This window comes from Pelagerythrobacter sp. Soil_C_18 (assembly GCF_057657235.1).
This window is the reverse complement of record NZ_JBDGIU010000003.1, coordinates 288,166-307,958: the sequence shown is the minus strand read 5'-3', so window position 1 is coordinate 307,958 and position 19,793 is coordinate 288,166. Positions and strand designations below refer to the sequence as shown.

General features: G+C 67.0%; 18 protein-coding genes and 1 other RNA gene. 7 read left to right on the top strand and 12 right to left on the bottom strand.

Annotated features, from left to right (window positions below; all coding sequences use genetic code 11):
• Complete coding sequence (locus tag AC3A5N_RS09530; protein WP_487737078.1) at positions 1-1,113, bottom strand: ABC transporter permease; 1,113 nt, start codon at positions 1,111-1,113, stop codon at positions 1-3.
• 94 nt (positions 1,114-1,207) lie between these two features.
• On the opposite strand from AC3A5N_RS09530, the gene AC3A5N_RS09525 reads away from it, so the two are divergent.
• Positions 1,208-3,898, top strand: coding sequence for a valine--tRNA ligase (locus AC3A5N_RS09525; protein ID WP_487737077.1), 2,691 nt, complete (start codon positions 1,208-1,210; stop codon positions 3,896-3,898).
• A gap of 28 nt (positions 3,899-3,926) precedes the next feature.
• Positions 3,927-4,661, top strand: a complete 735-nt coding sequence (locus AC3A5N_RS09520) for a 7-carboxy-7-deazaguanine synthase QueE (protein WP_487737207.1) — start codon at positions 3,927-3,929, stop codon at positions 4,659-4,661.
• 26 nt (positions 4,662-4,687) lie between these two features.
• Here AC3A5N_RS09520 and AC3A5N_RS09515 read toward each other — a convergent pair whose 3' ends face one another.
• The 5 genes from AC3A5N_RS09515 to AC3A5N_RS09495 all read right to left on the bottom strand — a co-directional run bounded on the left by AC3A5N_RS09515 (position 4,688) and on the right by AC3A5N_RS09495 (position 10,739).
• Complete coding sequence (locus AC3A5N_RS09515; RefSeq protein ID WP_487737076.1) at positions 4,688-6,412, bottom strand: ATP-binding protein; 1,725 nt, start codon at positions 6,410-6,412, stop codon at positions 4,688-4,690.
• An 85-nt stretch (positions 6,413-6,497) separates the two neighbouring features.
• Positions 6,498-7,217 carry a TIGR02186 family protein gene (locus AC3A5N_RS09510; RefSeq protein ID WP_487737206.1) on the bottom strand — a complete coding sequence of 240 codons (720 nt, stop codon included), beginning with the start codon at positions 7,215-7,217 and terminating at the stop codon, positions 6,498-6,500.
• Between the two features lie 29 nt (positions 7,218-7,246).
• A complete protein-coding gene (locus AC3A5N_RS09505) occupies positions 7,247-8,161 on the bottom strand; it encodes a sulfite exporter TauE/SafE family protein (RefSeq protein WP_487737075.1) in 915 nt (304 codons plus the stop codon).
• 44 nt (positions 8,162-8,205) lie between these two features.
• On the bottom strand, positions 8,206-9,345 hold the full coding sequence (locus AC3A5N_RS09500; protein ID WP_487737074.1) for a hypothetical protein: 1,140 nt from the start codon (positions 9,343-9,345) through the stop codon (positions 8,206-8,208).
• Complete coding sequence (locus tag AC3A5N_RS09495; protein ID WP_487737073.1) at positions 9,342-10,739, bottom strand: glycosyl transferase family protein; 1,398 nt, start codon at positions 10,737-10,739, stop codon at positions 9,342-9,344. The genes AC3A5N_RS09500 and AC3A5N_RS09495 overlap by 4 nt, the downstream gene beginning before the upstream one ends.
• A 79-nt stretch (positions 10,740-10,818) precedes the next feature.
• Between AC3A5N_RS09495 and nhaA the strand changes: the two genes are divergently transcribed.
• Positions 10,819-12,036, top strand: coding sequence for a Na+/H+ antiporter NhaA (gene nhaA, locus AC3A5N_RS09490; protein WP_487737072.1), 1,218 nt, complete (start codon positions 10,819-10,821; stop codon positions 12,034-12,036).
• 9 nt (positions 12,037-12,045) lie between these two features.
• Here the strand turns inward: nhaA and AC3A5N_RS09485 are convergent, their stop codons facing one another.
• On the bottom strand, positions 12,046-12,483 hold the full coding sequence (locus AC3A5N_RS09485) for a VOC family protein (protein ID WP_487737071.1): 438 nt from the start codon (positions 12,481-12,483) through the stop codon (positions 12,046-12,048).
• 137 nt (positions 12,484-12,620) lie between these two features.
• Here AC3A5N_RS09485 and AC3A5N_RS09480 point away from each other — a divergent pair, with 137 nt between their 5' ends.
• Positions 12,621-13,334 carry an SIMPL domain-containing protein gene (locus AC3A5N_RS09480; protein WP_487737205.1) on the top strand — a complete coding sequence of 238 codons (714 nt, stop codon included), beginning with the start codon at positions 12,621-12,623 and terminating at the stop codon, positions 13,332-13,334.
• A 24-nt stretch (positions 13,335-13,358) separates the two neighbouring features.
• On the opposite strand, the gene AC3A5N_RS09475 is transcribed toward AC3A5N_RS09480, so the two are convergent.
• The gene (locus tag AC3A5N_RS09475) at positions 13,359-14,123 is read right to left on the bottom strand and encodes a TorF family putative porin (RefSeq protein ID WP_487737070.1); all 765 of its coding nucleotides are present in this window, start codon (positions 14,121-14,123) and stop codon (positions 13,359-13,361) included.
• A 269-nt stretch (positions 14,124-14,392) separates the two neighbouring features.
• Between AC3A5N_RS09475 and AC3A5N_RS09470 the strand changes: the two genes are divergently transcribed.
• Positions 14,393-15,196, top strand: a complete 804-nt coding sequence (locus tag AC3A5N_RS09470) for a metallophosphoesterase family protein (protein WP_487737069.1) — start codon at positions 14,393-14,395, stop codon at positions 15,194-15,196.
• A complete protein-coding gene (locus tag AC3A5N_RS09465; RefSeq protein WP_487737068.1) occupies positions 15,193-16,503 on the top strand; it encodes a UDP-glucose dehydrogenase family protein in 1,311 nt (436 codons plus the stop codon). Before AC3A5N_RS09470 ends, AC3A5N_RS09465 begins: the two co-directional genes overlap by 4 nt.
• Before the next feature lie 37 nt (positions 16,504-16,540).
• Here AC3A5N_RS09465 and rnpB read toward each other — a convergent pair.
• The 4 genes from rnpB to AC3A5N_RS09445 form a co-directional block, all read right to left on the bottom strand.
• Positions 16,541-16,976: RNase P RNA component class A (gene rnpB / locus AC3A5N_RS09460), an RNA gene on the bottom strand.
• A gap of 6 nt (positions 16,977-16,982) precedes the next feature.
• Entirely contained in the window at positions 16,983-17,687 is a 705-nt protein-coding gene (locus AC3A5N_RS09455) for an N-acetylmuramoyl-L-alanine amidase (RefSeq protein WP_487737067.1), read from the bottom strand.
• Complete coding sequence (locus tag AC3A5N_RS09450) at positions 17,687-18,331, bottom strand: histidine phosphotransferase family protein (protein WP_487737066.1); 645 nt, start codon at positions 18,329-18,331, stop codon at positions 17,687-17,689. The genes AC3A5N_RS09455 and AC3A5N_RS09450 overlap by 1 nt, the downstream gene beginning before the upstream one ends.
• Before the next feature lie 49 nt (positions 18,332-18,380).
• Complete coding sequence (locus tag AC3A5N_RS09445; protein WP_487737065.1) at positions 18,381-18,776, bottom strand: M67 family metallopeptidase; 396 nt, start codon at positions 18,774-18,776, stop codon at positions 18,381-18,383.
• A 16-nt stretch (positions 18,777-18,792) separates the two neighbouring features.
• Between AC3A5N_RS09445 and AC3A5N_RS09440 the strand changes: the two genes are divergently transcribed.
• Positions 18,793-19,737 (top strand): RluA family pseudouridine synthase, encoded by a 945-nt coding sequence (locus AC3A5N_RS09440; RefSeq protein WP_487737064.1) that lies wholly within the window; start codon positions 18,793-18,795, stop codon positions 19,735-19,737.
• The last annotated feature ends 56 nt before the right edge of the window (positions 19,738-19,793 follow it).

The window sequence follows — 19,793 nt, the reverse complement described above, 5'->3', positions numbered from 1 at the left end:
TCAGCTCCAGCCGATCTCGGTGAAGAACACCGCGAAGAACGCATCGAGCACGATCACCATGAAGATCGCCTGCACGACGGCCTTGGTCGTCTTGAGGCCGACTTCCTCGGAATTGCCCTGCACCTGCAAGCCCTGATAGCAGCCGGTGAGCGCCACGATCAGGCCGAAGACAGGTGCCTTGGCCAGCCCGACATAGAGATCGTAGATCGGCACGACTTCCTGAATACGCGTCAGGAATGTCAGGAACGGAATGCCCAGCATCAGATCGCCAATCACCGCACCTCCGATGATCGCCATGCACGAGGCGAAGAACCCGAGCAGCGGCATCATCAGCACTGCGGCAAGGATGCGCGGGATCACCAGCGCTTCCATCGGCGAGATGCCGATCGTGCGCATCGCGTCGACTTCCTCGGTCAGCTTCATCGTGCCGAGCTGCGCGGCGAAGGCCGAGCCAGAACGGCCCGCGACCATGATCGCAGTCATCAGCACGCCGAGCTCGCGCAGGGTGATGCGGCCCACGAGATTGATGGTGAGCGTCTCCGCCCCGAACTGCGCAAGCTGCACCGCGCCCTGCTGCGCAATGACGATACCGATCAGGAAGCTCATCAGACCAATGATCGGCAACGACGATACGCCGACCAGCTCGAGCTGATGCACCAGCGCCTTGCCGCGGAAGCGCGAGGGGTGGCGGATCAGGCTGCCCGCGGCGAGCAGGATCTGGCCGAGAAACCCGACCATGCCGACCACGCCCTGGCCAAATTCGTGGACCAGCTCGCCCACACGCCCGGGCACGCGTTCCCACATCGGAAGGCGCGGCGGGCGTATATCCGCGCCATCGCCCGCGGGTTCGACCGCCTTCAGCAGCCGCTGCGCGCGCTCGCTGGCGCCGACGATCTCCGCATTATGCCGTTTGGCGAGGCTGCTCGCCACCCATGCGCCGACGGTATCGATCTCGCTGACGTTCGAAAGGTCGACAGTGGCGAGATCGCCCTCGATCGATCGCAGGTCGCCGTCGACTGCGCCGATCGTGGAAACCAGATAAGGCCCCGAAAGGATGAGCCGCGCGCCACCGGCACCGCCATCCTCGACCTCGAAGAACGCCCCATCCTTCATCTCGGCGACCTATGCGGCCAAACCGGGTGCACTACAAGCGCACAAATCAGCTGTGTTGCGCCGCAGCGCACCCGCTGGCAAAGGCCGCGAACCTATGAACACCGAACTCTCCAAGACTTTCGACCCGGCCCAAATCGAGGCGCGCTGGTACGCGCATTGGGAAAAGGGCGGCCTGTTCCGACCCGAGCGGCCCGACGCCCAACCTTTCACCATAGTCAACCCGCCGCCCAACGTGACCGGCAGTCTCCACATCGGGCATGCGCTCGACAACACGCTGCAGGACATCGTCGTCCGCTACGAGCGGCTGCGGGGCAAGGACGCGCTGTGGGTGGTCGGCACCGACCACGCGGGCATCGCCACGCAGATGGTGGTCGAGCGCGAGCTGGAGAAGCAGCAGGACAAGCGCACCAATTACTCGCGCGAGGATTTCATCGCGAAAGTGTGGGAGTGGAAGGAGGAAAGCGGCGGCACGATCACCCGCCAGCTCCGCCGCCTCGGCTGCTCGATGGACTGGAGCCGCGAGCAGTTCACGATGAGCCCCGAATTCACCCGCGCGGTGACCAAGGTGTTCGTCGATCTCCACAACGAGGGCCTGATCTACCGCGACAAGCGACTGGTGAACTGGGACCCGAAGCTCAAGACCGCGATCAGCGATCTGGAGGTCGAGACGCAGGACGTGAAGGGTCACTTCTGGCACTTCAAATACCCGCTGGCGGACGGCGTCACGCTCGACAACGGCCAGGACTACATCGAGGTCGCGACCACCCGGCCGGAGACCATGCTGGCCGACATGGCGGTGGCGGTTCACCCGTCCGACGAGCGCTACGCCAGCGTGATCGGAAAGGAGATCGTCCAGCCGATCACCGGCCGACGTTTCAAGGTGATCGCCGACGAGCATGCCGATCCGGAGCTCGGCTCGGGCGCGGTCAAGATCACGCCGGGGCACGATTTCAACGACTTCGAAGTGGGCAAGCGCGCGGGGATCGCGGCGGGCGAGATGCTCAACATGCTCGATGCCGAAGGCAACGTCTGCCAGACCGCCGACGGCCTGGTGCCCGAGGAATTCCTCGGCCTCCACCGCTTCCGCCGCGATGGTGTGGACGGCGCCCGCGAACTGGTGGTCGCGCGGATGAAGGAACTCGGCCGCCTGATTCCGCACGTCGACAAGGACGGCGAGGCGCACGACGCCGAACCGCGCACGATCGCGACCCCGTTCGGGGACCGCGGCGGCGTGGTGATCGAGCCTTGGCTGACCGACCAGTGGTACGTCGACGCGGAGAAATTGGCGCAGGCCCCAATCGAGGCGGTGCGTTCGGGCAAGATCGAGATCGTCCCCAAGAGCTGGGAAAAGACGTTCTTCAACTGGATGGAGAACATCCAGCCGTGGTGCGTCTCGCGCCAGCTCTGGTGGGGGCACCGGATCCCCGCGTGGTACGACGAGGATGGCAAGGCCTACGTGGCCGAGAGCGAGGAAGAGGCTCAGGCCCTCGCCGGCAACAAGGCGCTGACCCGTGACGAGGATGTCCTCGATACCTGGTTCTCCTCCGCCCTCTGGCCCTTCGCGACGCTCGGCTGGCCGGAGCAGACCGATCTCCTCGCCAAGCATTATCCCAACGACCTGCTGATCTCGGGCTTCGACATTCTCTTCTTCTGGGATGCGCGCATGGCCATGCAGGGAATGCACCTCATCGGGGAAGCGCCGTGGAAGCGGCTCTATCTCCACGGGCTGGTGCGCGCGGCGGACGGGCAGAAGATGTCCAAGTCCAAGGGCAACGTGGTCGATCCGCTGGGCCTGATCGACCAATACGGCGCCGACGCGCTGCGCTTCTTCATGGCGGCCATGGAAAGCCAGGGCCGCGACGTGAAGATGGACGAGAGCCGGGTCGAGGGATACCGCAACTTCGCCACCAAGCTGTGGAACGCGACGCGGTTCTGCCAGGCGAACGGAATCGGCGGTTCACGATCGATTGCCGCCCCACAGGCGACCAGTGCGATCAACAAGTGGATCGTCGGCGAAGTGGTCGAGATGCTCGCCGCGCTCGACAAGGCCATGGCGGACCTGCGCTTCGATGCGGCAGCGAACGCGATCTACCACTTCGTGTGGGACACGTTCTGCGACTGGTATCTCGAGCTGATCAAGGGCCAGATCGACGACGAGACCCGGGCGGTTGCCGGCTGGGCGCTCGACCAGATCCTGGTCATGTTGCACCCGTTCATGCCGTTCATCACCGAGGAACTGTGGCACGCGCAGGGTGAGCGGCCGTACGAGCTGATCCTCGCGAAATGGCCCGAGCCCTCAGCGAAGATCGACCCCCAAGCCAAGGCCGAGATCGAGTGGCTGATCGACCTGACGCGCAACCTGCGCGCGGCGAAGAACGAGATCGGCCTCGCCCCCGGCGCGAAGCTGGAAGCCTGGCTCGCGCAGCCGTCGGCGATCGCGGGCAAGGTTCTCTCGACCAGCACGGCAGCGCTGGACCGCGTCGCGCGCCTGTCCGCTGTCCATGCCGGGGCCGCGCCGGGTGGCGCCGCGCTGCAGGTCGGCGTCGGCAGCGACAGCCTGGTGATCCCGCTGGAAGGCCTGATCGACGTCGAAGCCGAAAAGGCCCGCCTCGCCAAGGCGCTCGCCGCGTCGGAGAAAGAGGCCAGGTCTCTCGCAGGCCGCCTCTCCAACGCGAACTTCGTCGAGCGCGCGAAGCCGGAGGCGGTCGAGAAAGCCCGCGCCGATCACGCGCACCATGCCGCGGAAGCGGAACGCCTCAAGGCCGCGCTGGACCGGCTGGGATGAACCGGATCCTCCCCGTGCCAGGGAGGATCTGGTGCTGACTCTCGCCACCCAGGTTCCCGGCGAGCCGGAGATCTTCGCCTCGCTGCAGGGCGAAGGGCCGAGCGCCGGCGTGCCGGTTGCGTTCCTGCGCCTCTCGCGCTGCAACCTTGCGTGTCAGTGGTGTGATACGGCTTACACGTGGCACTTCGAGGGCGACGAGCGGCCGCATCGCTCCGGCGAAACGTTCGAGCGCAGGGCCAATCAGATCACGCTGAGCGAGGACGAGGTTGCCCGGCGGATCGCAGCGCTGGGCCAGAAGCGCCTCGTGATCACCGGCGGCGAGCCGTTGCTGCAGGCGAGCGCGCTGGCGAAGGTCCTCGAGCTGCTGCCCGACATGACCGTCGAGATCGAGACCAACGGCACCGTCGCCGCGCCGCCCCGGCTGGATGTGCGGGTGGACCAGTACAACGTCAGCCCCAAGCTCGCGCACAGCGGCAATCCGGCCGAACTCGCGCTGCTGCCCGAGCGGCTCGACGCCTATGCGTCTGACTCGCGCGCGTGGTTCAAGTTCGTGATCGCAGCGCCCGAGGATGTCGCGGAGGTGCTGGCACTTCAGGCGCGCTATCGCTTCCGGCCCGGGCATGTGTTCCTGATGCCGGAGGGCACCGACAGCGCGACGCTGCGGGCGCGGCAGGTGTGGCTTGCGCCGTTATGCCTGGAGCACGGTTTCCGGATGAGCGACCGCCTGCATATCCATCTTTATGGCGATTCGCGCGGGACCTAGAGGAACCTGGGGGTACCTAGCGGCACCTAACGGCCCTGAGAGCGCCAGCGGCGCACCACACGCTGCACAGCCTCTTCCTCGCCGCCGCTTTCGTTCCAGAGTTCGACGAAGCTCGGGTCTTCCGACGCCGGGCGCTTCGCTTCTTCCAGGCTGTCGAAGCTGACGCGGATCGGGATCGCGACGCCTTCGCCGCAGATGATGCATTCGCGGTTGCGGAGCGCCGGGATCGAATCGAGGAAGCCGCGCGCGCCTTCGGGCATGGCGGCTTTCACGAACGCCTGGTCGCGGTCATTGTTGAGGCGCATGGCGATGATCGTGCCGCATTGCGACAGGACGCCTTCGGCGAGGTCCGACGGGCGCTGGGTGATGAGGCCGAGGCTGATGCCGTACTTGCGGCCTTCCTTGGCGATGCGGCTGAGGATCATGCCGACCGACGATCCGTCCGCGTTCGCCTCGTTGGGCACGTAGCGGTGCGCCTCTTCGCAGACGAGCAGGATCGGCCGGGTCTTCTCCTCCCGCCCCCAGATCGCGAAGTCGAACACCAGGCGGCTGAGCACCGCAACCACGGTGGAGGTGATGTCCGACGGGACGCCTGAGACGTCGATGATCGAGATCGGCCTGCCCCCGCCGGGCATGCGGAAGATCTTGGCGATGAATTCCGCCATGGTGTCGCCCACCAGCATGCCGGAGAACATGAACTGGTAGCGCGGATCGCCCTTGAGCTCGTCGAGCTTGCTCTTGATCCGCATGTAGGGCGCCGAGGACGTCGCTTTGTCGAGCTTGCCCATTTCGTTCTGAATCTCGTTCGAGAGGTCCGAAAGAAGATAGGGGATCGGCGAATCGACGGTGATCTTGCCCATGGCCTCGGCCAGGCGGTTCTTGCCCCGCGCCCTGAGCAGGCACTTGGCGAGGATGTCCATGTCCGTCTGCCGCTCGTTGCCGCTGGTGGTCAGCAGCGCCTCGCAGTGCTCCTCGAAATTCATCAGCCAGTAGGGGAGTTGAAGATTGGAGACGTCGAGGATCATGCCGGTGTCGCGGAACGCCGCGGCATATTCGCCGTGCGGATCAATCATCACCACATGTCCCTCGGGCGCCGCCTCGCAGATGCGGTGAAGGATCAGCGCCGCGCTGGTCGACTTGCCGGTGCCGGTCGAGCCGAGCAGCGCGAAGTGCTTGCCCAGCATGGCATCGATGTAGAGGCCCGCGCGAATGTCCCTGGTGGGATAGACGGTGCCGATCTGAATGCTCGCGCGCCCGTCGCTGGCGTAGATGTGCCGGAGATCCGCAGTGGTCGCCGGGTAGATCTTCGCGCCGGGAACGGGATAGCGGGTGACGCCGCGGCGGAAGCCGTAGATGCGGCCGGTCCCGTTCTCCTCCATTCCTTCGCCGAGGAAATCGACGTCGGCGATGATCCCGCCGTCTGTCCGGCGGTCCTGCCGCTGGTTGCGGACGCTGGCGAGCAGCCAGGCATTGCCGGCGCGGATCTTGATCTGGCTGCCGACCTGACCCGCGAGGGCGACCGAGGGGTCCTCATCCGCCATGCACTCGTTCAGCCGCTGCATGTCGAGCGCGATCTGCGAGCCCGAGCCGGCGACTTCGACGACCACACCGATCGGCTGGATGGCGTTATCGGGCCGGTCCGCGGAGGCAACGACTTGCGGCTGCGGGTGCGCGGCGGCGCCCTCGCCCCGCGTCGCCGCCATGTCGAGCGGCTGGCGCCGTTCGAGGTTGCCGTGGCCCATCTCGGTCATGAAGTGGTCGATCCCTGCGTCTGCCCGGGCGCCGGGCGTAACGCCGGTTGGTTAAGATCGGGTCAACGCGGGGCCGAAAGGCCAGCTAGATCAGCGCGAAGAGGCGCCCCGCCACCCAGCCCATCCCGACCGACAGGAAGACCGCCAGGAAGCCGTAGAACAGCGATTGCCGTTCCGAAAAAACCTCCACGAACCGTTCGAAACCTACCTTGCGCACTTCCACCTCCGCAATGGCGGATGCGATCACCCGGCCGCGGGTAATGGCGAAAGTTTCGGCGGTGTAGGTGCCGGTCTGGACGTTCGAGGGAAGGGAGATGCGCACCTGATAAAGCACCTGCTCGCTGATCTGCACGCCGCTGGGATCTTCCTTGTAGAGCCCCTGCCGGCTGCGCAGGTCGACCAGGCCGGCGGTGAAGCGCGTCTGCTCTTCCGGATCGATCGCGCCAGTCGGCGAGAGCTGCAGGTAACCCAGCCCGAGTTCGTAGATCGCGGCAGTCCTCTCGTCGACGATCTCCTCGATCGGGCGCGAGGATGCGACCGCGAAGAACGAAGGGGCAGACTGGAAGGCAGTGCTGTCGGCATTGACCCAGATCCCGCCGACGCGCGCCTTCTCCCGCACCGTGATAGGCTCGGTTGGCCCCTTGAGCACCACCACGATGTCGTAGTCCTCTCCCGCCCGCGCGCCGGTGGGGTCGAGGATCACGCCGAACAGGAGCAGTTCGGTGCCGGTGAAGCCCTGCTGGACCTGCACGTCGTCCTGCGAGACCTCGGGCACCAGAATGGGATCTCGCTGGGCCGAGAGCATCAGCAGTGCGACGAGGAGGAACAGCCGCTTCACAGCGGCACCACCGTGTAGATTTCCTCGGGCCGGACGAACAAACCGAAGAACATCCTGGCGGTAACCAGCAGGACGATCGCGGCGAGCGCCAGGCGCAAGTATTCCGGCTTGAACTTCTGGGCCACCTGCGTGCCGAGCTGGGCCCCGGTCACCGACCCGAACAGCAGCAACGCGACCAGCACGATGTCCACCGCATGCGTCGTCAGCGCGTGCATCATCGTCGTCGCCATCGTCACGAACAGGATGTTGTAGAGCGAAGTGCCGACCACGACGTTGGCGCTCATGCCGAGGATGTAGAGCATCGCCGGCACGAGGATGAACCCGCCGCCGACACCCATCAGCATGGTCAGCGCGCCGACCACCACGCCCAGAAGCAACGGTGCGATGGGGGAGATGTAGAGGCCGGACCCGTAAAAACGCCAGCGCAGCGGCAGCGCGGCGACCAGCCGGTGGTGACGGCGTTTCATCGCAGGCTTCGCCGCGCCGCCCTCCGGCGGGCGGACCGCCTGCCACGCCTCGCGCGCCATCAGCGATCCGACCGAGCCGAGCAGGAAGACGTAGAGGACGTTGATGACCGTATCGATCTGGCCGATCGACTGGAAGAACCGGAACAGCAGCGCGCCGATCCCCGCACCGAGGACTCCGCCGGCGACCATTACAGTGCCCATCCGATAGTCGACCCCGCCGCGACGCCCGTGGGCAAGCACGCCCGAGACGCTGGCGCCGGTGATCTGGGTCGCGGCCGAAGCTGCCGCGACCGTGGGCGGGACACCATAGAAGATCAGCAGCGGCGTCGTCAGGAATCCGCCCCCGACGCCAAACAGGCCGGAAAGAACCCCGGTGAGTGCCCCCAGCCCGACGATAACCAGCCCGTTCACCGAAAGGTTCGCGATGGGGAGGTACACGTCCATGACGAAGCCCTAACCGAGGGCAGCGGCGGTTGAAAGCGGGCGGATTAAAATCCGGTCGAAAGCGTGACCGCAATGCCTCGGCCGGGCGCGGCGTCCCCTGCGATGCGCCAGCGGTAGTCGAGCGCCAGCCTGGCAGGCGCATCGCCGAGCGAGAGATCGAGCGACGCCGTGGGGCCGACGTCGAGCCGCGCGGCGCCCTTCTGCGCCCCGCCCCAGACGCCGGCGCCCGCCCGCACTTCCGCGAGGTCGAATCGGGCGACTTCACCGCCGACCCGCGCCTGCCCGTCGACGAAGGCGGTGGCGAACTTGCCGCCGACATAGCCCGCCTGGGCGTAGGCCTCCCCGCGAAGCCCGAGCGGCAATGGCACGGGCGGGAATTCGGTGACGGCGAACGCCGCAGGCCGAAGTTCGGCCTCGCCGCTGCCGTGCCGAGTCACGCGCACTTCGGAATAGAGCGAGACCGGAACCGCAGGGAGGGGCCGCGCGGCTATCCCGGCCGCGAGCTCCGACTCCTTGCCGGCGGCGAGCGCCTGGGTCGCGCGCGCGTAGGCCGCGGGGCGGTGCGCGCTGCCGGGCGCGAGACGGTAGCGGATTACCGCCCCCGCCTGGCTGGCGCCGTAGCTCGCCAGCCTGCCGCCCGGGACTGGCCCTCCGGTGCCGCCTGGCCGCAGCAGCAGCCACGCGTCGAACGACCATCGGTCCGGCTTCTGCGCCGCGAAAGGTGGCCGCACGGGTTCTGCCGGCGGTGCCGCTCTTGCCCGTAGGAGCGCTGCCACATCAGGCGGAACGGGAAGCTGCGCGGTCGCGGCGAGCCACAGGAACTGATGGCTGGCCATGACCTCGCTGCTCGGGGCCGGCGGAGGGTCGATGGCCGCGGGAACATGCCAGATCGGCAGCGGCTCGAGCAGGGCAATTTGCCACAGGGCCAGCGGCTGCGGACCAGCCGCCAACGGACCGAGTTCCGGTCGCGCTTCGGGCCGAACGGCCACCGTCATCTCGACAGGGGAAGCCGTTCCGGGCGCGGCCCCGCGCGCCAGAACCGGTCGGGTGACGCGATCGAGCATCGCCTCCAGCGGGCGCGATGGCGATTCCCACATCATCGCCCGCGCTCCGACCCAGGCGGTCAGCAGGACGGCCAGCATCAACAAGGGCTCGCCCCGGCGCCGGTCGGCCTTGGCGCTCACGACGTGATCCGGCGGGGCAGCAGCGCGGGATGCGCGTCGTGCTCGGTCTTGTCCCATTGCGGGCGCGTACCGCGCAGGCTTCGGACATAGGCGGACAAGGCGCGCCGCCCCGCCAGCATGGCGATGAAGTTGGCGACCGGTAGACGCAGGACGGCGCGTACGCCCTCGCCGAAACCGTGCTCGCGTGCGGTGAAGCCGAAGCGAAAGGCGCAGCGCCACAGCAGCGCGGTGAGATTGGCGATGAGGATCGCCTCTAGCACCGGCGAGAGTTCGGGCGCCGCGGTCCAGCCGGCGAAGCTCGCTGCCGAGCCGATCCCGCCGAGAAACAGCACGGCAAGCGCGACGCCCAGCAGAAGCGCCGCGAACGGACCGCGCCGGTCGCGCAGCCGCATCCAGACTTCGACCGGCCTCCCGTGCCAACCGAGCCGGTCCCAGCCCTGGAAGGCGATCCCCAGGATCCACCGTGTCTTCTGGCGAACGGCCTGGTGGAGCCGCGAAGGGAAGAAGGCGCGCGTGGCGATCAGACGCCCGTCGGCGGACCTGCACCGCACGAAGCGCGTGCGCCCGCCGATCTCCGCTATGCCGAGGCCGAGTTCGTAGTCTTCCGTCAGGCTGTCGGTGGCGAACGGCGCATGTGTGCCCCGGCTGCTCGCGAGGCGGGCCAGTGCGTCGCGCGCGATGCCGCACCCGACGCCCGCGAGCGGTATGCCCGCGCCCAAGGCGTCGCGGACCACGAGGCCCTTGCTGTGGCTCTCGGCGAACTCCTCGCAATAGTGGCTGCCGACCCAGCGCGACTCCGCTTGCGGCAGCGGCAGGACCGGCAGTTGCACGAGATCGGCGCCGCGCAGGCACTCGTCGATCAGCGACAGCGCCGCGGGGTCCACCATGTCCTCCGCATCGTGCAGCAGGACGCTGGCCGCGCGCGTGCCGCCGCGCGCCTCATCCGCCTCCAGCGCGGCATAGAGGCGGTTGAGGCAGTCCGCCTTGGTCGTTGGTCCTTCGGCTTCGTTGATCACCAGCCGCACGCGGTCGTCTCCGCTGGCGGCGGCCGCGACCGCCTCGATCGTCGCCGGATCGTTGCAGTAGCAGCCGACGTAGATGCGCAAGGCGCGGTCGGGCCAGACCCGCAGCATGTGCCGCACCGTCGCGCCGATCACGCGATCCTCGCGCCAGGCAGGAATGAACACCGCGGCCTGGCGCAGGGGCGGGCGATCGGGACGCGCCGGATCGTAGACCGCGGGCCGCGCGCGGCCGCTCAGCCGCAGCCAGAGCCACGCGAAATCGATCGCGAATTCGTCGAGCGCGCCGATCAGAAAAAACACCGCTGCGAAAAGAAGCAACTCGCGCTGGACGAGCACCACCCACTCGAGCAGCGGCAACCCCCCGGATAGCATCCATTTCCCCCCGCGCGCATTTCTATCCAAGACCTGGTAGACTTGCAACGCGCAACGAAATCCGAAATGGAGCGGTCCGATGGCCATTGCACCCCGACCGATCCGCGCTTTCTTCGCTCCCGTCCGCTCGCTGTTCGTCGGCGACGCATCCGCTGGGGTGCTCCTCATCCTGGTAGCTGCCGCGGCGATGCTGCTCGCCAATTCCCCGCTGGCGCACGAGTATCATCAGCTGTTTCACGGGACTCTGTCGCTGACCCCGATTGTGAAGCTCGATACGCTCCACCTGTGGGTGAACGACGGGCTGATGGCGATCTTCTTCTTCGTCGTGGGCCTGGAAGTGAAGCGCGAATGGATCGAGGGGCAGCTCAGCAGTGCCGAGCAGCGGCGCCTGCCCGTGCTCGCGGCGGCTGCCGGGATGATCGTGCCCGCGCTGGTCTATCTCTTCTTCGTTCAGGGAGAGGACCCGCAGCTCGCCCAGGGATGGGCCATCCCGACCGCCACCGACATCGCGTTCGCCATGGGCGTGCTCGGCCTGCTCGGCAACCGGGTCCCGGGATCGCTGCGGCTCTTCCTGCTGACAGTGGCGATCGTCGACGACATCGGCGCCGTGCTCATCATCGCGATCGCCTACACCGCGGGCATCAAGCTGGGGTGGCTGATCGCGGCGCTCGTGGTCGTCGCCGTCATGCTGACGCTCAACCGGATGCGGGTGAAGACCCTGGTGCCATTCGTGGTGCTGGCGCTCGTGCTCTGGTACTTCGTGCTCAATTCGGGCGTTCATGCGACCATCGCCGGCGTGGTGGCCGCACTGACCATTCCGATGCGCGGGAAGAACGACGACACCATGCTCGAGCGGCTCGAGCATGGTCTCGCGCCCTGGAGCGCCTATCTGATCGTGCCGGTCTTCGGTTTCGCGAACGCGGGCGTGAACCTGTCCGGCCTCGGGCTGGAAGGTGTGTTTGCACCGCTCCCACTCGCGATCGCCGCCGGGCTGTTCTTCGGCAAGCAGGTCGGCATCGTCCTGGCGATTTTCCTCGCCAATCTCATCGGCTTCGCACCGCGGCCGTATGGCGCGAGCTGGCCGGAGATCTGGGGCGTGTCGATCCTGTGCGGGATCGGCTTCACGATGTCGCTGTTCATCGGGGAACTCGCATTCCCCGGCTATCGCCTGCTGATCGACGAGGCCAAGATCGGGATCCTGCTCGGCTCCTTCTGCTCGGCCGTCGTCGGGTTCACGATCCTGCGCATGACCACGGCGCATCCGGGCGACGAGCCCGGAAGTGCCCGGAGCGCCTGATCCGGAGCCTTACCAGCTGCCGGTGTTCTCCATGCTCGCCCAGGGCTCCTGCGGCGGGAGATGGCCTTCCTGCAGCAGCTCGATGGAAATGCCGTCGGGCGAGCGGACGAAGGCCATGTGCCCGTCGCGCGGCGGGCGGTTGATCGTCACGCCCGCGTCCATCAGGCGCTGGCAGGTCTCGTAGATGTTCTCCACGCGGTAGGCGAGGTGCCCGAAGTTGCGCCCGCCGGTGTACTCTTCCGGCGCGCTGCCGTCCTCGGCCGGCCAGTTGTAGGTCAGCTCGACTTCGGCAAGGCCCTCCTGCCCCGGCGCGGCGAGGAAGACGAGCGTGAAGCGCCCCTTCTCGTTGTCGAACCGGCGCACTTCCTCGAGCCCGATCATGCGGAAGAAGTCGACGGTCGCGTCGATATCCGTGACGCGGATCATGGTGTGCAGGTACTTCGTCATGGGTAGCTCCATTCGTCTACATTAAAGCACGGTTCATCGTGCATGAAATAGACGTCCTACATGGGTCTCCCAGTGCCGAAACGAAAGGGCCAATCATGGTCGAGAGCAATTCCGATGCGTCGCCCGCCTCCATCCCCATGTGGCGCGAGCCCGCGGCGCGGCGGTGGCTCGCCAGTTCCGCAATCGTCGCCGGTGGGCTGATCGTCGGCGGTTTCCTGCTCGGCGACGGACTGGTCCGCGCAAAGCAGGCGGACCGCGCAGTCACCGTCCGCGGCCTCTCCGAGCGCGAAGTCATGGCCGATCTGGCGACCTGGACGATCTCGTACTCCTCGACCGCCACCGATCTGGCGACCGCGCAGGCGGGTGTCGACCGCGACACCGCCTCGCTCGAAGCCTTCTTTCGCGATCTCGGTTTTCCTGCGGGCGCGGTCGAACCGACGGGCGTCAACGTCAGCTATTTCACGGACAACCAGGGCATCGGGCGCTACACCGTCCGCCAGCGCATGTCGCTGCGCACGAACGACATCGAGCGCGCGCAGAACGCCGTGAAGCGGCAGGCGGAACTCGTCCGCCGCGGGGTCGTGCTGGAGGACGGCTCCGGCATGGCCTACACTTTCACCGAGCTCGACACCGTCAAACCGGCAATGATCGCCGAAGCGACCAAGGACGCCCGCGCCGCCGCCGAGCAGTTTGCCGAAGACAGCGGCGCAAACGTCGGCAGCATCCGCCGCGCAACGCAAGGCTACTTCACCATCGAAGCGCGCGACGGCGAGGCAGCCGGCTGGGGTGTGTCCGACAGCCCCCACAAGAAAGTGCGCGTCGTCACGACGGTGGACTTCTCGCTGGACTGACGGCTTCGGCCCGCCGGGCGAGGCTCAGAAGCTCATGCCGAGCGTCGCGACCACGGCATCGTCGGTATAGCCGTCGATCGACGGGCCCTCGACGCCGACATAGCTGACGCCAAGGTTCAGACCGCCCAGCACGGTGGCGCTCGCGCCCAGCGACCAGTCGAGCCCCGAATCGTCCGTGCTGCCGGCCAGCAGCGGCGGTGCGAGCACGCCGTCGGTATAGCCGAGGTGGCCGCTCAGGGTGATCGGCGTGTTCGGGATGCCGACGCCGAGATCGGTATAGACGTAGAGGTTGTCGCTATCCCCCAACGCGTCCTGATCGAACGCATAAGCCGCGCCGACGGTAGCCTCTGCCGGGCCGAGCGCGAACGTGAGCGAGGCGTAAGGCTCGAAATAGTCGGTGTCGGCGCCGAGATCCTCGGTCGGATACATGTAGTACAGCAGCCCCACGTCGAGCGTCAGCCCCTCGGCAACCGCCCCGCTCCATCCGCCATAGAGATCGAGCTCGACATCGCCGAGAAGATCGGTGCCGCCATCGTCGATCGAACTGCCCCAGGTGCCGATGTAGAACCCGCTCTCGTGCGTGACGTCGATGCCGCCCTGGATCGCCGGGTCGCCGCCCGACAGCGAAACGCCGCGGAAGCGGTAGTCGCTGACGATCGCGACGTTCCCCGACACCTCGACGGCGCTTGGCGGGTCGGTTTCGCCCTGCGCCTGCGCCTGGGCCGGCGCGGCGATGATGGCGGATGATAGGATAGCTGCGGCGGTGAGGCCGCGGATGGACGTGAGCATGACAAACTTCCTTGCGTTTGCAGTTGTGCTTCGTCCCACCTGCCGGTTCGCCGGATGCTTCGTTTTATCGAGCAGACTCTTGCGAACGCGAAATGATCGTGCAGCATCATGCTGCGATGCACAAGGAATATTTCGCGCCGCCCTCAACCGGTGGGGGATCTGTTGAGTTCGTGCACTGGACACAGAGCCGGTTCAGTGGCGAGTCATCGGTTGCCGTGCAGGCGCGGCTGGCCTATCGGCGCCCCTATTCCACGCCAAAAAATCACCCGATGTTCGAACCGCTTCGCAAGATCTTTCGCGCCCGCCCCGAGATGCCGCGCCCCTCCGTTCCCGAGGGCGAACGCATCTATGTGATCGGGGACGTTCACGGCCGGGCCGATCTGTTCAAACCCCTGATTGACGCGGTCGAGGACGACGACCGCCATGCTCCGCCGGCCGAGACAACCATCGTCCTGCTCGGCGACCTGGTGGATCGCGGGCCCGACAGCGCGGGTGTGGTCGCCCAGGCGCGCGAGTTGCAGGCGCGTCGCCGCGTGCGCATCCTCGCCGGCAATCACGAGGAAATGTTCCTCCAGTCGTTCGAGGAACGCAGCATCCTGCGCCACTTCCTCAAGCACGGCGGGCGCGAGACGCTGTTCAGCTACGGCATCACCCGCGAGCGCTACAACGAGAGCACGCTCGACGAGTTGCAGCACCTGATGCGCGACGCGGTCCCGCAAGCGGACCGCGATTTCCTGCGCGGGTTCGAGGAATATGTGATCGCCGGCGACTACCTGTTCGTCCATGCCGGCATCCTTCCCGAGGTTCCGCTGGAGGAACAGTCGCGGCATGACCTGCTGTGGATCCGCGACCGGTTCCTGCACCACTCCGCCCCGCATTCGCATGTCGTGGTGCACGGGCACACGATCTGCGACCCGGTGGCCGAGTGCGCCAACCGCATCGGCATCGACACCGGTGCCTACCGCACCGGCAAACTGACGGCGCTGGTGCTGGAAGGCGATAACCGGCGTTACTTACAGGCCGCCGAGAACGCCGGCACGGTTACAATTCGCAAGATGGGGACTGCGCAATGAAGATCGCAATGGTCGGTTCGGGCTATGTCGGCCTGGTGTCGGGCGCCTGCTTTGCCGATTTCGGGCATGACGTGGTCTGCATCGACAAGGACCAGTCGAAGATCGACCGCCTGCATGAAGGCGTGATGCCGATCTACGAGCCCGGGCTCGACGCGCTGGTCGAAAGCAACGTCGCCGCCGGACGGCTGTCGTTCACGACCGACCTCGCCGAAGGCATCGCCGGCGCGCAGGCGATCTTCATTGCCGTCGGCACGCCGAGCCGCCGGGGCGACGGCCACGCCGATCTTTCGTTTGTCCACGCCGTCGCCCGCGAAGTCGGCGAAAAGCTGGCCAACGACGCGGTCGTGGTGACCAAGTCGACCGTTCCCGTCGGCACGGGCGACGAAGTCGAGCGGATCATCGCAGAGACCGGCTGCAACCACCGCGTCGCGGTCGTTTCCAACCCCGAGTTTCTGCGCGAGGGCGCGGCGATCGCCGATTTCAAGCGCCCGGATCGGATCGTCATCGGCACCGACGATGACTTCGGCCGCGAGGTCATGCGCGAGGTCTATCGCCCGCTGTTCCTCAACGAATCGCCGATCCTGTTCGTCAGCCGCCGCAGCGCGGAACTGATCAAGTATGCCGCCAACGCCTTCCTCGCGACCAAGATCACCTTCATCAACGAGATGGCCGACCTGTGCGAGAAGGTCGGCGCCAATGTGCAGGACGTGAGCCGCGGGATCGGAATGGACAACCGCATCGGCCCCAAGTTCCTCCATGCCGGCCCCGGTTACGGCGGCTCCTGCTTCCCCAAGGACACGCTGGCCCTGCTCAAGACCGCCGAGGACTACGACAGCCCGGTGCGAATCGTGGAAGCGGTGGTGAAGACCAACGACAGCCGCAAGCGCGCGATGGGCCGCAAGGTAATCGATGCGCTCGGCGGCATGGAATCGGCGCGGGGCAAGAAGGTTGCGCTGCTCGGCCTCACGTTCAAGCCAAACACCGACGACATGCGCGACAGCCCGGCCATCGCGATCGCACAGGCGCTCGGCGACGCGGGCGTGAAGGTCGCCGGTTACGATCCCGAAGGCATGGAGCAGGCCGCGCCGCTGATGCCCGATGTACAGATGTGCAAGAGCCCCTACGAGGCAATCGAGGGGGCCGACGCGATCGCCATCGTCACCGAATGGGATGCCTTCCGCGCGCTCGACTTTGCGCGGGTGAAAGCCCTCGCCAACGCGCCGGTGCTGGTCGACCTCAGGAATATCTACAAGCCCGATCACATGCAGGCGGCCGGCTTCACCTACGTCAGCGTCGGGCGGGGCTGAGAGGGCCTAAGCGCCACCTTCAAGCTGCAGTGTGGAAAATGCCAGGGGGCCTGTAAGCCGGGTTCTGTCTCGCAGGCGGTATCCCATGGGACCGGCCCCGCGAGGGCAGCCATTCGTCTAGGCGACGGATTGCTCCGTGCGCTCAAGCAGCCAACCCGGGCGGTCGCAGCTTGCGCTTGGGGCGAAACACCCCAGCCCGCTCACGCGGACGCGCCGCCCCTATTCGGCCTTGCTCCGGGTGGGGTTTGCCATGCGGGCCGCGTTGCCGAAGCCCCGGTGCGCTCTTACCGCACCCTTTCACCCTTGCCCGGCCCCAACTCCCAAAGGAGCGCGGGCCGTCGGCGGTATTCTCTCTGTGGCACTTTCCCTGAGCCCGCTCGCGCGGACCCGGCGGGCGTTACCCGCCACCCTTGTTTCGTGGAGCCCGGACTTTCCTCGCGCGCTTTCGCACCCGCGGCTGCCCGGCCCCCTGGCCACCCCTATCTAGCGTGTCCGCGGTCGCGATCCAAGAGGAGCTGGAACAAGATCGCCCGGACCTGCCCGTCGATCTCCCCGTCGATCCGCTCCGGCCGCCAGCGGCGCTGGAACGCCTCGACCGCCTTGCGCCCGTCGGTCACCTCGTAACCGAAGCGCTCGAGCGCGAGGTAGAATGCGCCGTCGTTGTCGAACGGATCGCCCAGTTCGAGCTTCTCCGGACGCGCCAGGCACAGGCCGTACCCGGCGAGCCGGTCCCACGGAAACAGCTCGCCCGGATCGATCTTGCGCGCGGGTGCGACGTCGGAATGGCCGACGACGTTGGCGCGCGGAATGTCGTGATCCTTCACGATCCGCGCGACAAGCGGAACGAGCGCCGCAAACTGCGCTTCCGAGAACTCGCGGTAGCCGAGCGCATGCCCGGGATGGTCGAGTTCGATCCCGATGCTCGCCGAATTCACGTCCCTATGGCCGCGCCAGTAGGACGCTCCCGCATGCCAGGCGCGCTTGTCCTCCGGCACCAGCCGCGTGACCTCGCCGGCTTCCGAGATCAGATAATGCGCGCTCACGCCCGCATCCGGATCGCACAGCCGATCGAGCGCGGCCTCGGCGCTTTCCATCTCGGTGTAATGGATCACCACCATCGAGATCGGCAGCGTTCGCTCGTTGAAATTGGGCGACAGCCGCTCGTGGTGGACGAGTTCGTCCATCAGCCGTTCGGCAGCACCGCTCCGAGAACCAGTGCGTCGGCGGTCTGCCGATACTGCAGTCCGCCGCCGGCGTGGTCGGCCAGCAGGCAGAGCAAGTGCGCCGGGGCGGTGCGGCTGGAGAGCTTGTCCTTCGACAGATTGCCTTCGAGCGCCGCGCCGATCGTCTCGTCGAACGCGATCCTGGCGCCGGCAGCGCGGACGACGATCTCGGTCGCGCCTTCCCGCACTTCCGCCCCGATGTCGATCGTACCGCCGCGCACGAGCGCTTCGATGCCCATGTGGGCGAAGTTGAGCAGCACCTTTACCGCGGGCTTGGACAGGCGGCTTTCGGCAAGCGCCCAGTTCACTGCGACGCGCTTCGCATCGCGCGCCAGCGCGTCGATCACTGCGCGGGCCTCGGCCACCTCGACCAGATCGCCGAACCCCCCGGCCGCACCGTAGGCGAGGCGGAAGAACTTGAGCTTGTCGGCGCTGATCTGCGCGCTCTGCTCGAGCAGTTCGAAGCAGCGCTGGCGCATCTCCGGGTCCTTCTCCCCGGCGAGGAGCTCGAGCCCGTTGGAAAGCGCCCCGACCGGGCTGAGCATGTCGTGACACAGGCGCGAACAGAGCATGCTGGCGAGGTCGATGGCGTCGGAATCGGTCATAGATTGAGAAACGTGGTCCCGTTCAGCGAAAGTCTGGCTAACCGCTGCCTTACCGATCAATGACTCGCAGGGAAAGCGGTTCGAAGCCCGCTTCGTCGTCGCGCCAGAACCGTACCTCGCCTTCGCCGGCGATCGCCCAGATGCGGCCGTCGCGCGCTGCCATGGCTCGGTCGGTGGCAGACGGTTCGGCCGGGCCGTGCGGATGGGAGTGGTAGTATCCTGCGACCTGCGGCCCGCCCGCGCGCGCCGCCCGGTGCGCATCGATCAGCGCGCGCGGATCTATCTCGAAATGCGTCTCGGGCGCCGGGTGGAGGTTGCGCGCGGGTTGGAGGGCGCGAATGGCCGTGTCCTCGCCCAGCAGAATACCACAGCATTCGCGCGGGTGCGCCGCAGCCGCCTCGGCGAGAATGCGCTCCAGGACCGCACTTGTGACTTCGGCAATCATCGCGCATTGGCCTAGCATGGCGGACGATCAAGTCATCGGCGGATTTCTCGCGCCCGGTCTCCGCCTCGACAAGGCGCTGGCCGACGCGTCGGGGCTGTCGCGCGAGCGGATCAAGGGGCTCATCGGCGAAGGCCGGGTAAAGGTCGGCGGCGCCGTGGTGCGCAGCGCTTCGGCGAGGACCGGCGACGGCGCGGCATTTTCCATCGACGTTCCCCCGCCCGAACCGCTTGCGGCCGAGGCGCAGGATATCCCGCTAGACGTGGTGTTCGAGGACGATCATCTGATCGTCGTGAACAAGCCAGCGGGGCTGGTGGTGCACCCCGCGGCCGGAAACCCGGATGGGACGCTGGTCAACGCCCTGCTGCACCATTGCCGCGGGCAATTGTCGGGCATCAACGGCGTGGCGCGGCCGGGCATCGTGCACCGGATCGACAAGGACACCTCGGGCCTGCTGGTCGTCGCCAAGACCGATGCGGCGCATGAGGGGCTGGCGCGGCAGTTCGCCGACCACTCGATCACCCGTGCCTATCTGGCCGTCTGCGCCGGCCATCCGGCGCCGCCGATGGGCACGATCTCGGGGCGAATCGGCCGGTCCGACGCGAACCGCAAGAAGATGGCGGTGCTGTCGCCGGACTCGACCCGCGGGAAGCACGCGGTGACGCATTACAAGACACTGAAATTGCTGCGCAGTTGCGCGCTGATCGAATGCCGCCTGGAAACGGGGCGCACGCACCAGGTACGCGTTCACTGTGCGTCAATCGGTCATCCGTTATTGGGAGACCAAACTTATGGACGCACACCGGCAGGGCTCCGTCCCCTTCTCAAGCAGCTCGGTTTCGCCCGGCAGGCGCTTCACGCGGCGTTGCTCGGGTTCGATCATCCGATCACGGGCGAAAGGGTGGATTTCCGGGCCGAACTGCCGGGGGACATGCGGGAACTCATCGACGAAACCGCTCGTTGAAATCGATGAAAGTCGGTTCAATCCGCCCGAACACCGTCCTATATACGAATGCGTGG

What these genes read in the sequence shown, in the direction of transcription:
- AC3A5N_RS09480 (WP_487737205.1), top strand. Translation starts at nt 12,621, where the DNA reads ATGTGGCGCGAGCCCGCGGCGCGGCGGTGGCTCGCCAGTTCCGCAATC.
- AC3A5N_RS09475 (WP_487737070.1), bottom strand. Translation starts at nt 14,123, where the DNA reads ATGCTCACGTCCATCCGCGGCCTCACCGCCGCAGCTATCCTATCATCC.
- AC3A5N_RS09455 (WP_487737067.1), bottom strand. Translation starts at nt 17,687, where the DNA reads ATGGACGAACTCGTCCACCACGAGCGGCTGTCGCCCAATTTCAACGAG.
- AC3A5N_RS09450 (WP_487737066.1), bottom strand. Translation starts at nt 18,331, where the DNA reads ATGACCGATTCCGACGCCATCGACCTCGCCAGCATGCTCTGTTCGCGC.
- AC3A5N_RS09510 (WP_487737206.1), bottom strand. Translation starts at nt 7,217, where the DNA reads ATGCTCTCGGCCCAGCGAGATCCCATTCTGGTGCCCGAGGTCTCGCAG.
- AC3A5N_RS09465 (WP_487737068.1), top strand. Translation starts at nt 15,193, where the DNA reads ATGAAGATCGCAATGGTCGGTTCGGGCTATGTCGGCCTGGTGTCGGGC.
- AC3A5N_RS09440 (WP_487737064.1), top strand. Translation starts at nt 18,793, where the DNA reads ATGGCGGACGATCAAGTCATCGGCGGATTTCTCGCGCCCGGTCTCCGC.
- AC3A5N_RS09485 (WP_487737071.1), bottom strand. Translation starts at nt 12,483, where the DNA reads ATGACGAAGTACCTGCACACCATGATCCGCGTCACGGATATCGACGCG.
- AC3A5N_RS09530 (WP_487737078.1), bottom strand. Translation starts at nt 1,113, where the DNA reads ATGAAGGATGGGGCGTTCTTCGAGGTCGAGGATGGCGGTGCCGGTGGC.
- AC3A5N_RS09470 (WP_487737069.1), top strand. Translation starts at nt 14,393, where the DNA reads ATGTTCGAACCGCTTCGCAAGATCTTTCGCGCCCGCCCCGAGATGCCG.
- AC3A5N_RS09495 (WP_487737073.1), bottom strand. Translation starts at nt 10,739, where the DNA reads ATGCTATCCGGGGGGTTGCCGCTGCTCGAGTGGGTGGTGCTCGTCCAG.
- AC3A5N_RS09515 (WP_487737076.1), bottom strand. Translation starts at nt 6,412, where the DNA reads ATGACCGAGATGGGCCACGGCAACCTCGAACGGCGCCAGCCGCTCGAC.
- AC3A5N_RS09525 (WP_487737077.1), top strand. Translation starts at nt 1,208, where the DNA reads ATGAACACCGAACTCTCCAAGACTTTCGACCCGGCCCAAATCGAGGCG.
- AC3A5N_RS09445 (WP_487737065.1), bottom strand. Translation starts at nt 18,776, where the DNA reads ATGATTGCCGAAGTCACAAGTGCGGTCCTGGAGCGCATTCTCGCCGAG.
- nhaA (WP_487737072.1), top strand. Translation starts at nt 10,819, where the DNA reads ATGGCCATTGCACCCCGACCGATCCGCGCTTTCTTCGCTCCCGTCCGC.
- AC3A5N_RS09505 (WP_487737075.1), bottom strand. Translation starts at nt 8,161, where the DNA reads ATGGACGTGTACCTCCCCATCGCGAACCTTTCGGTGAACGGGCTGGTT.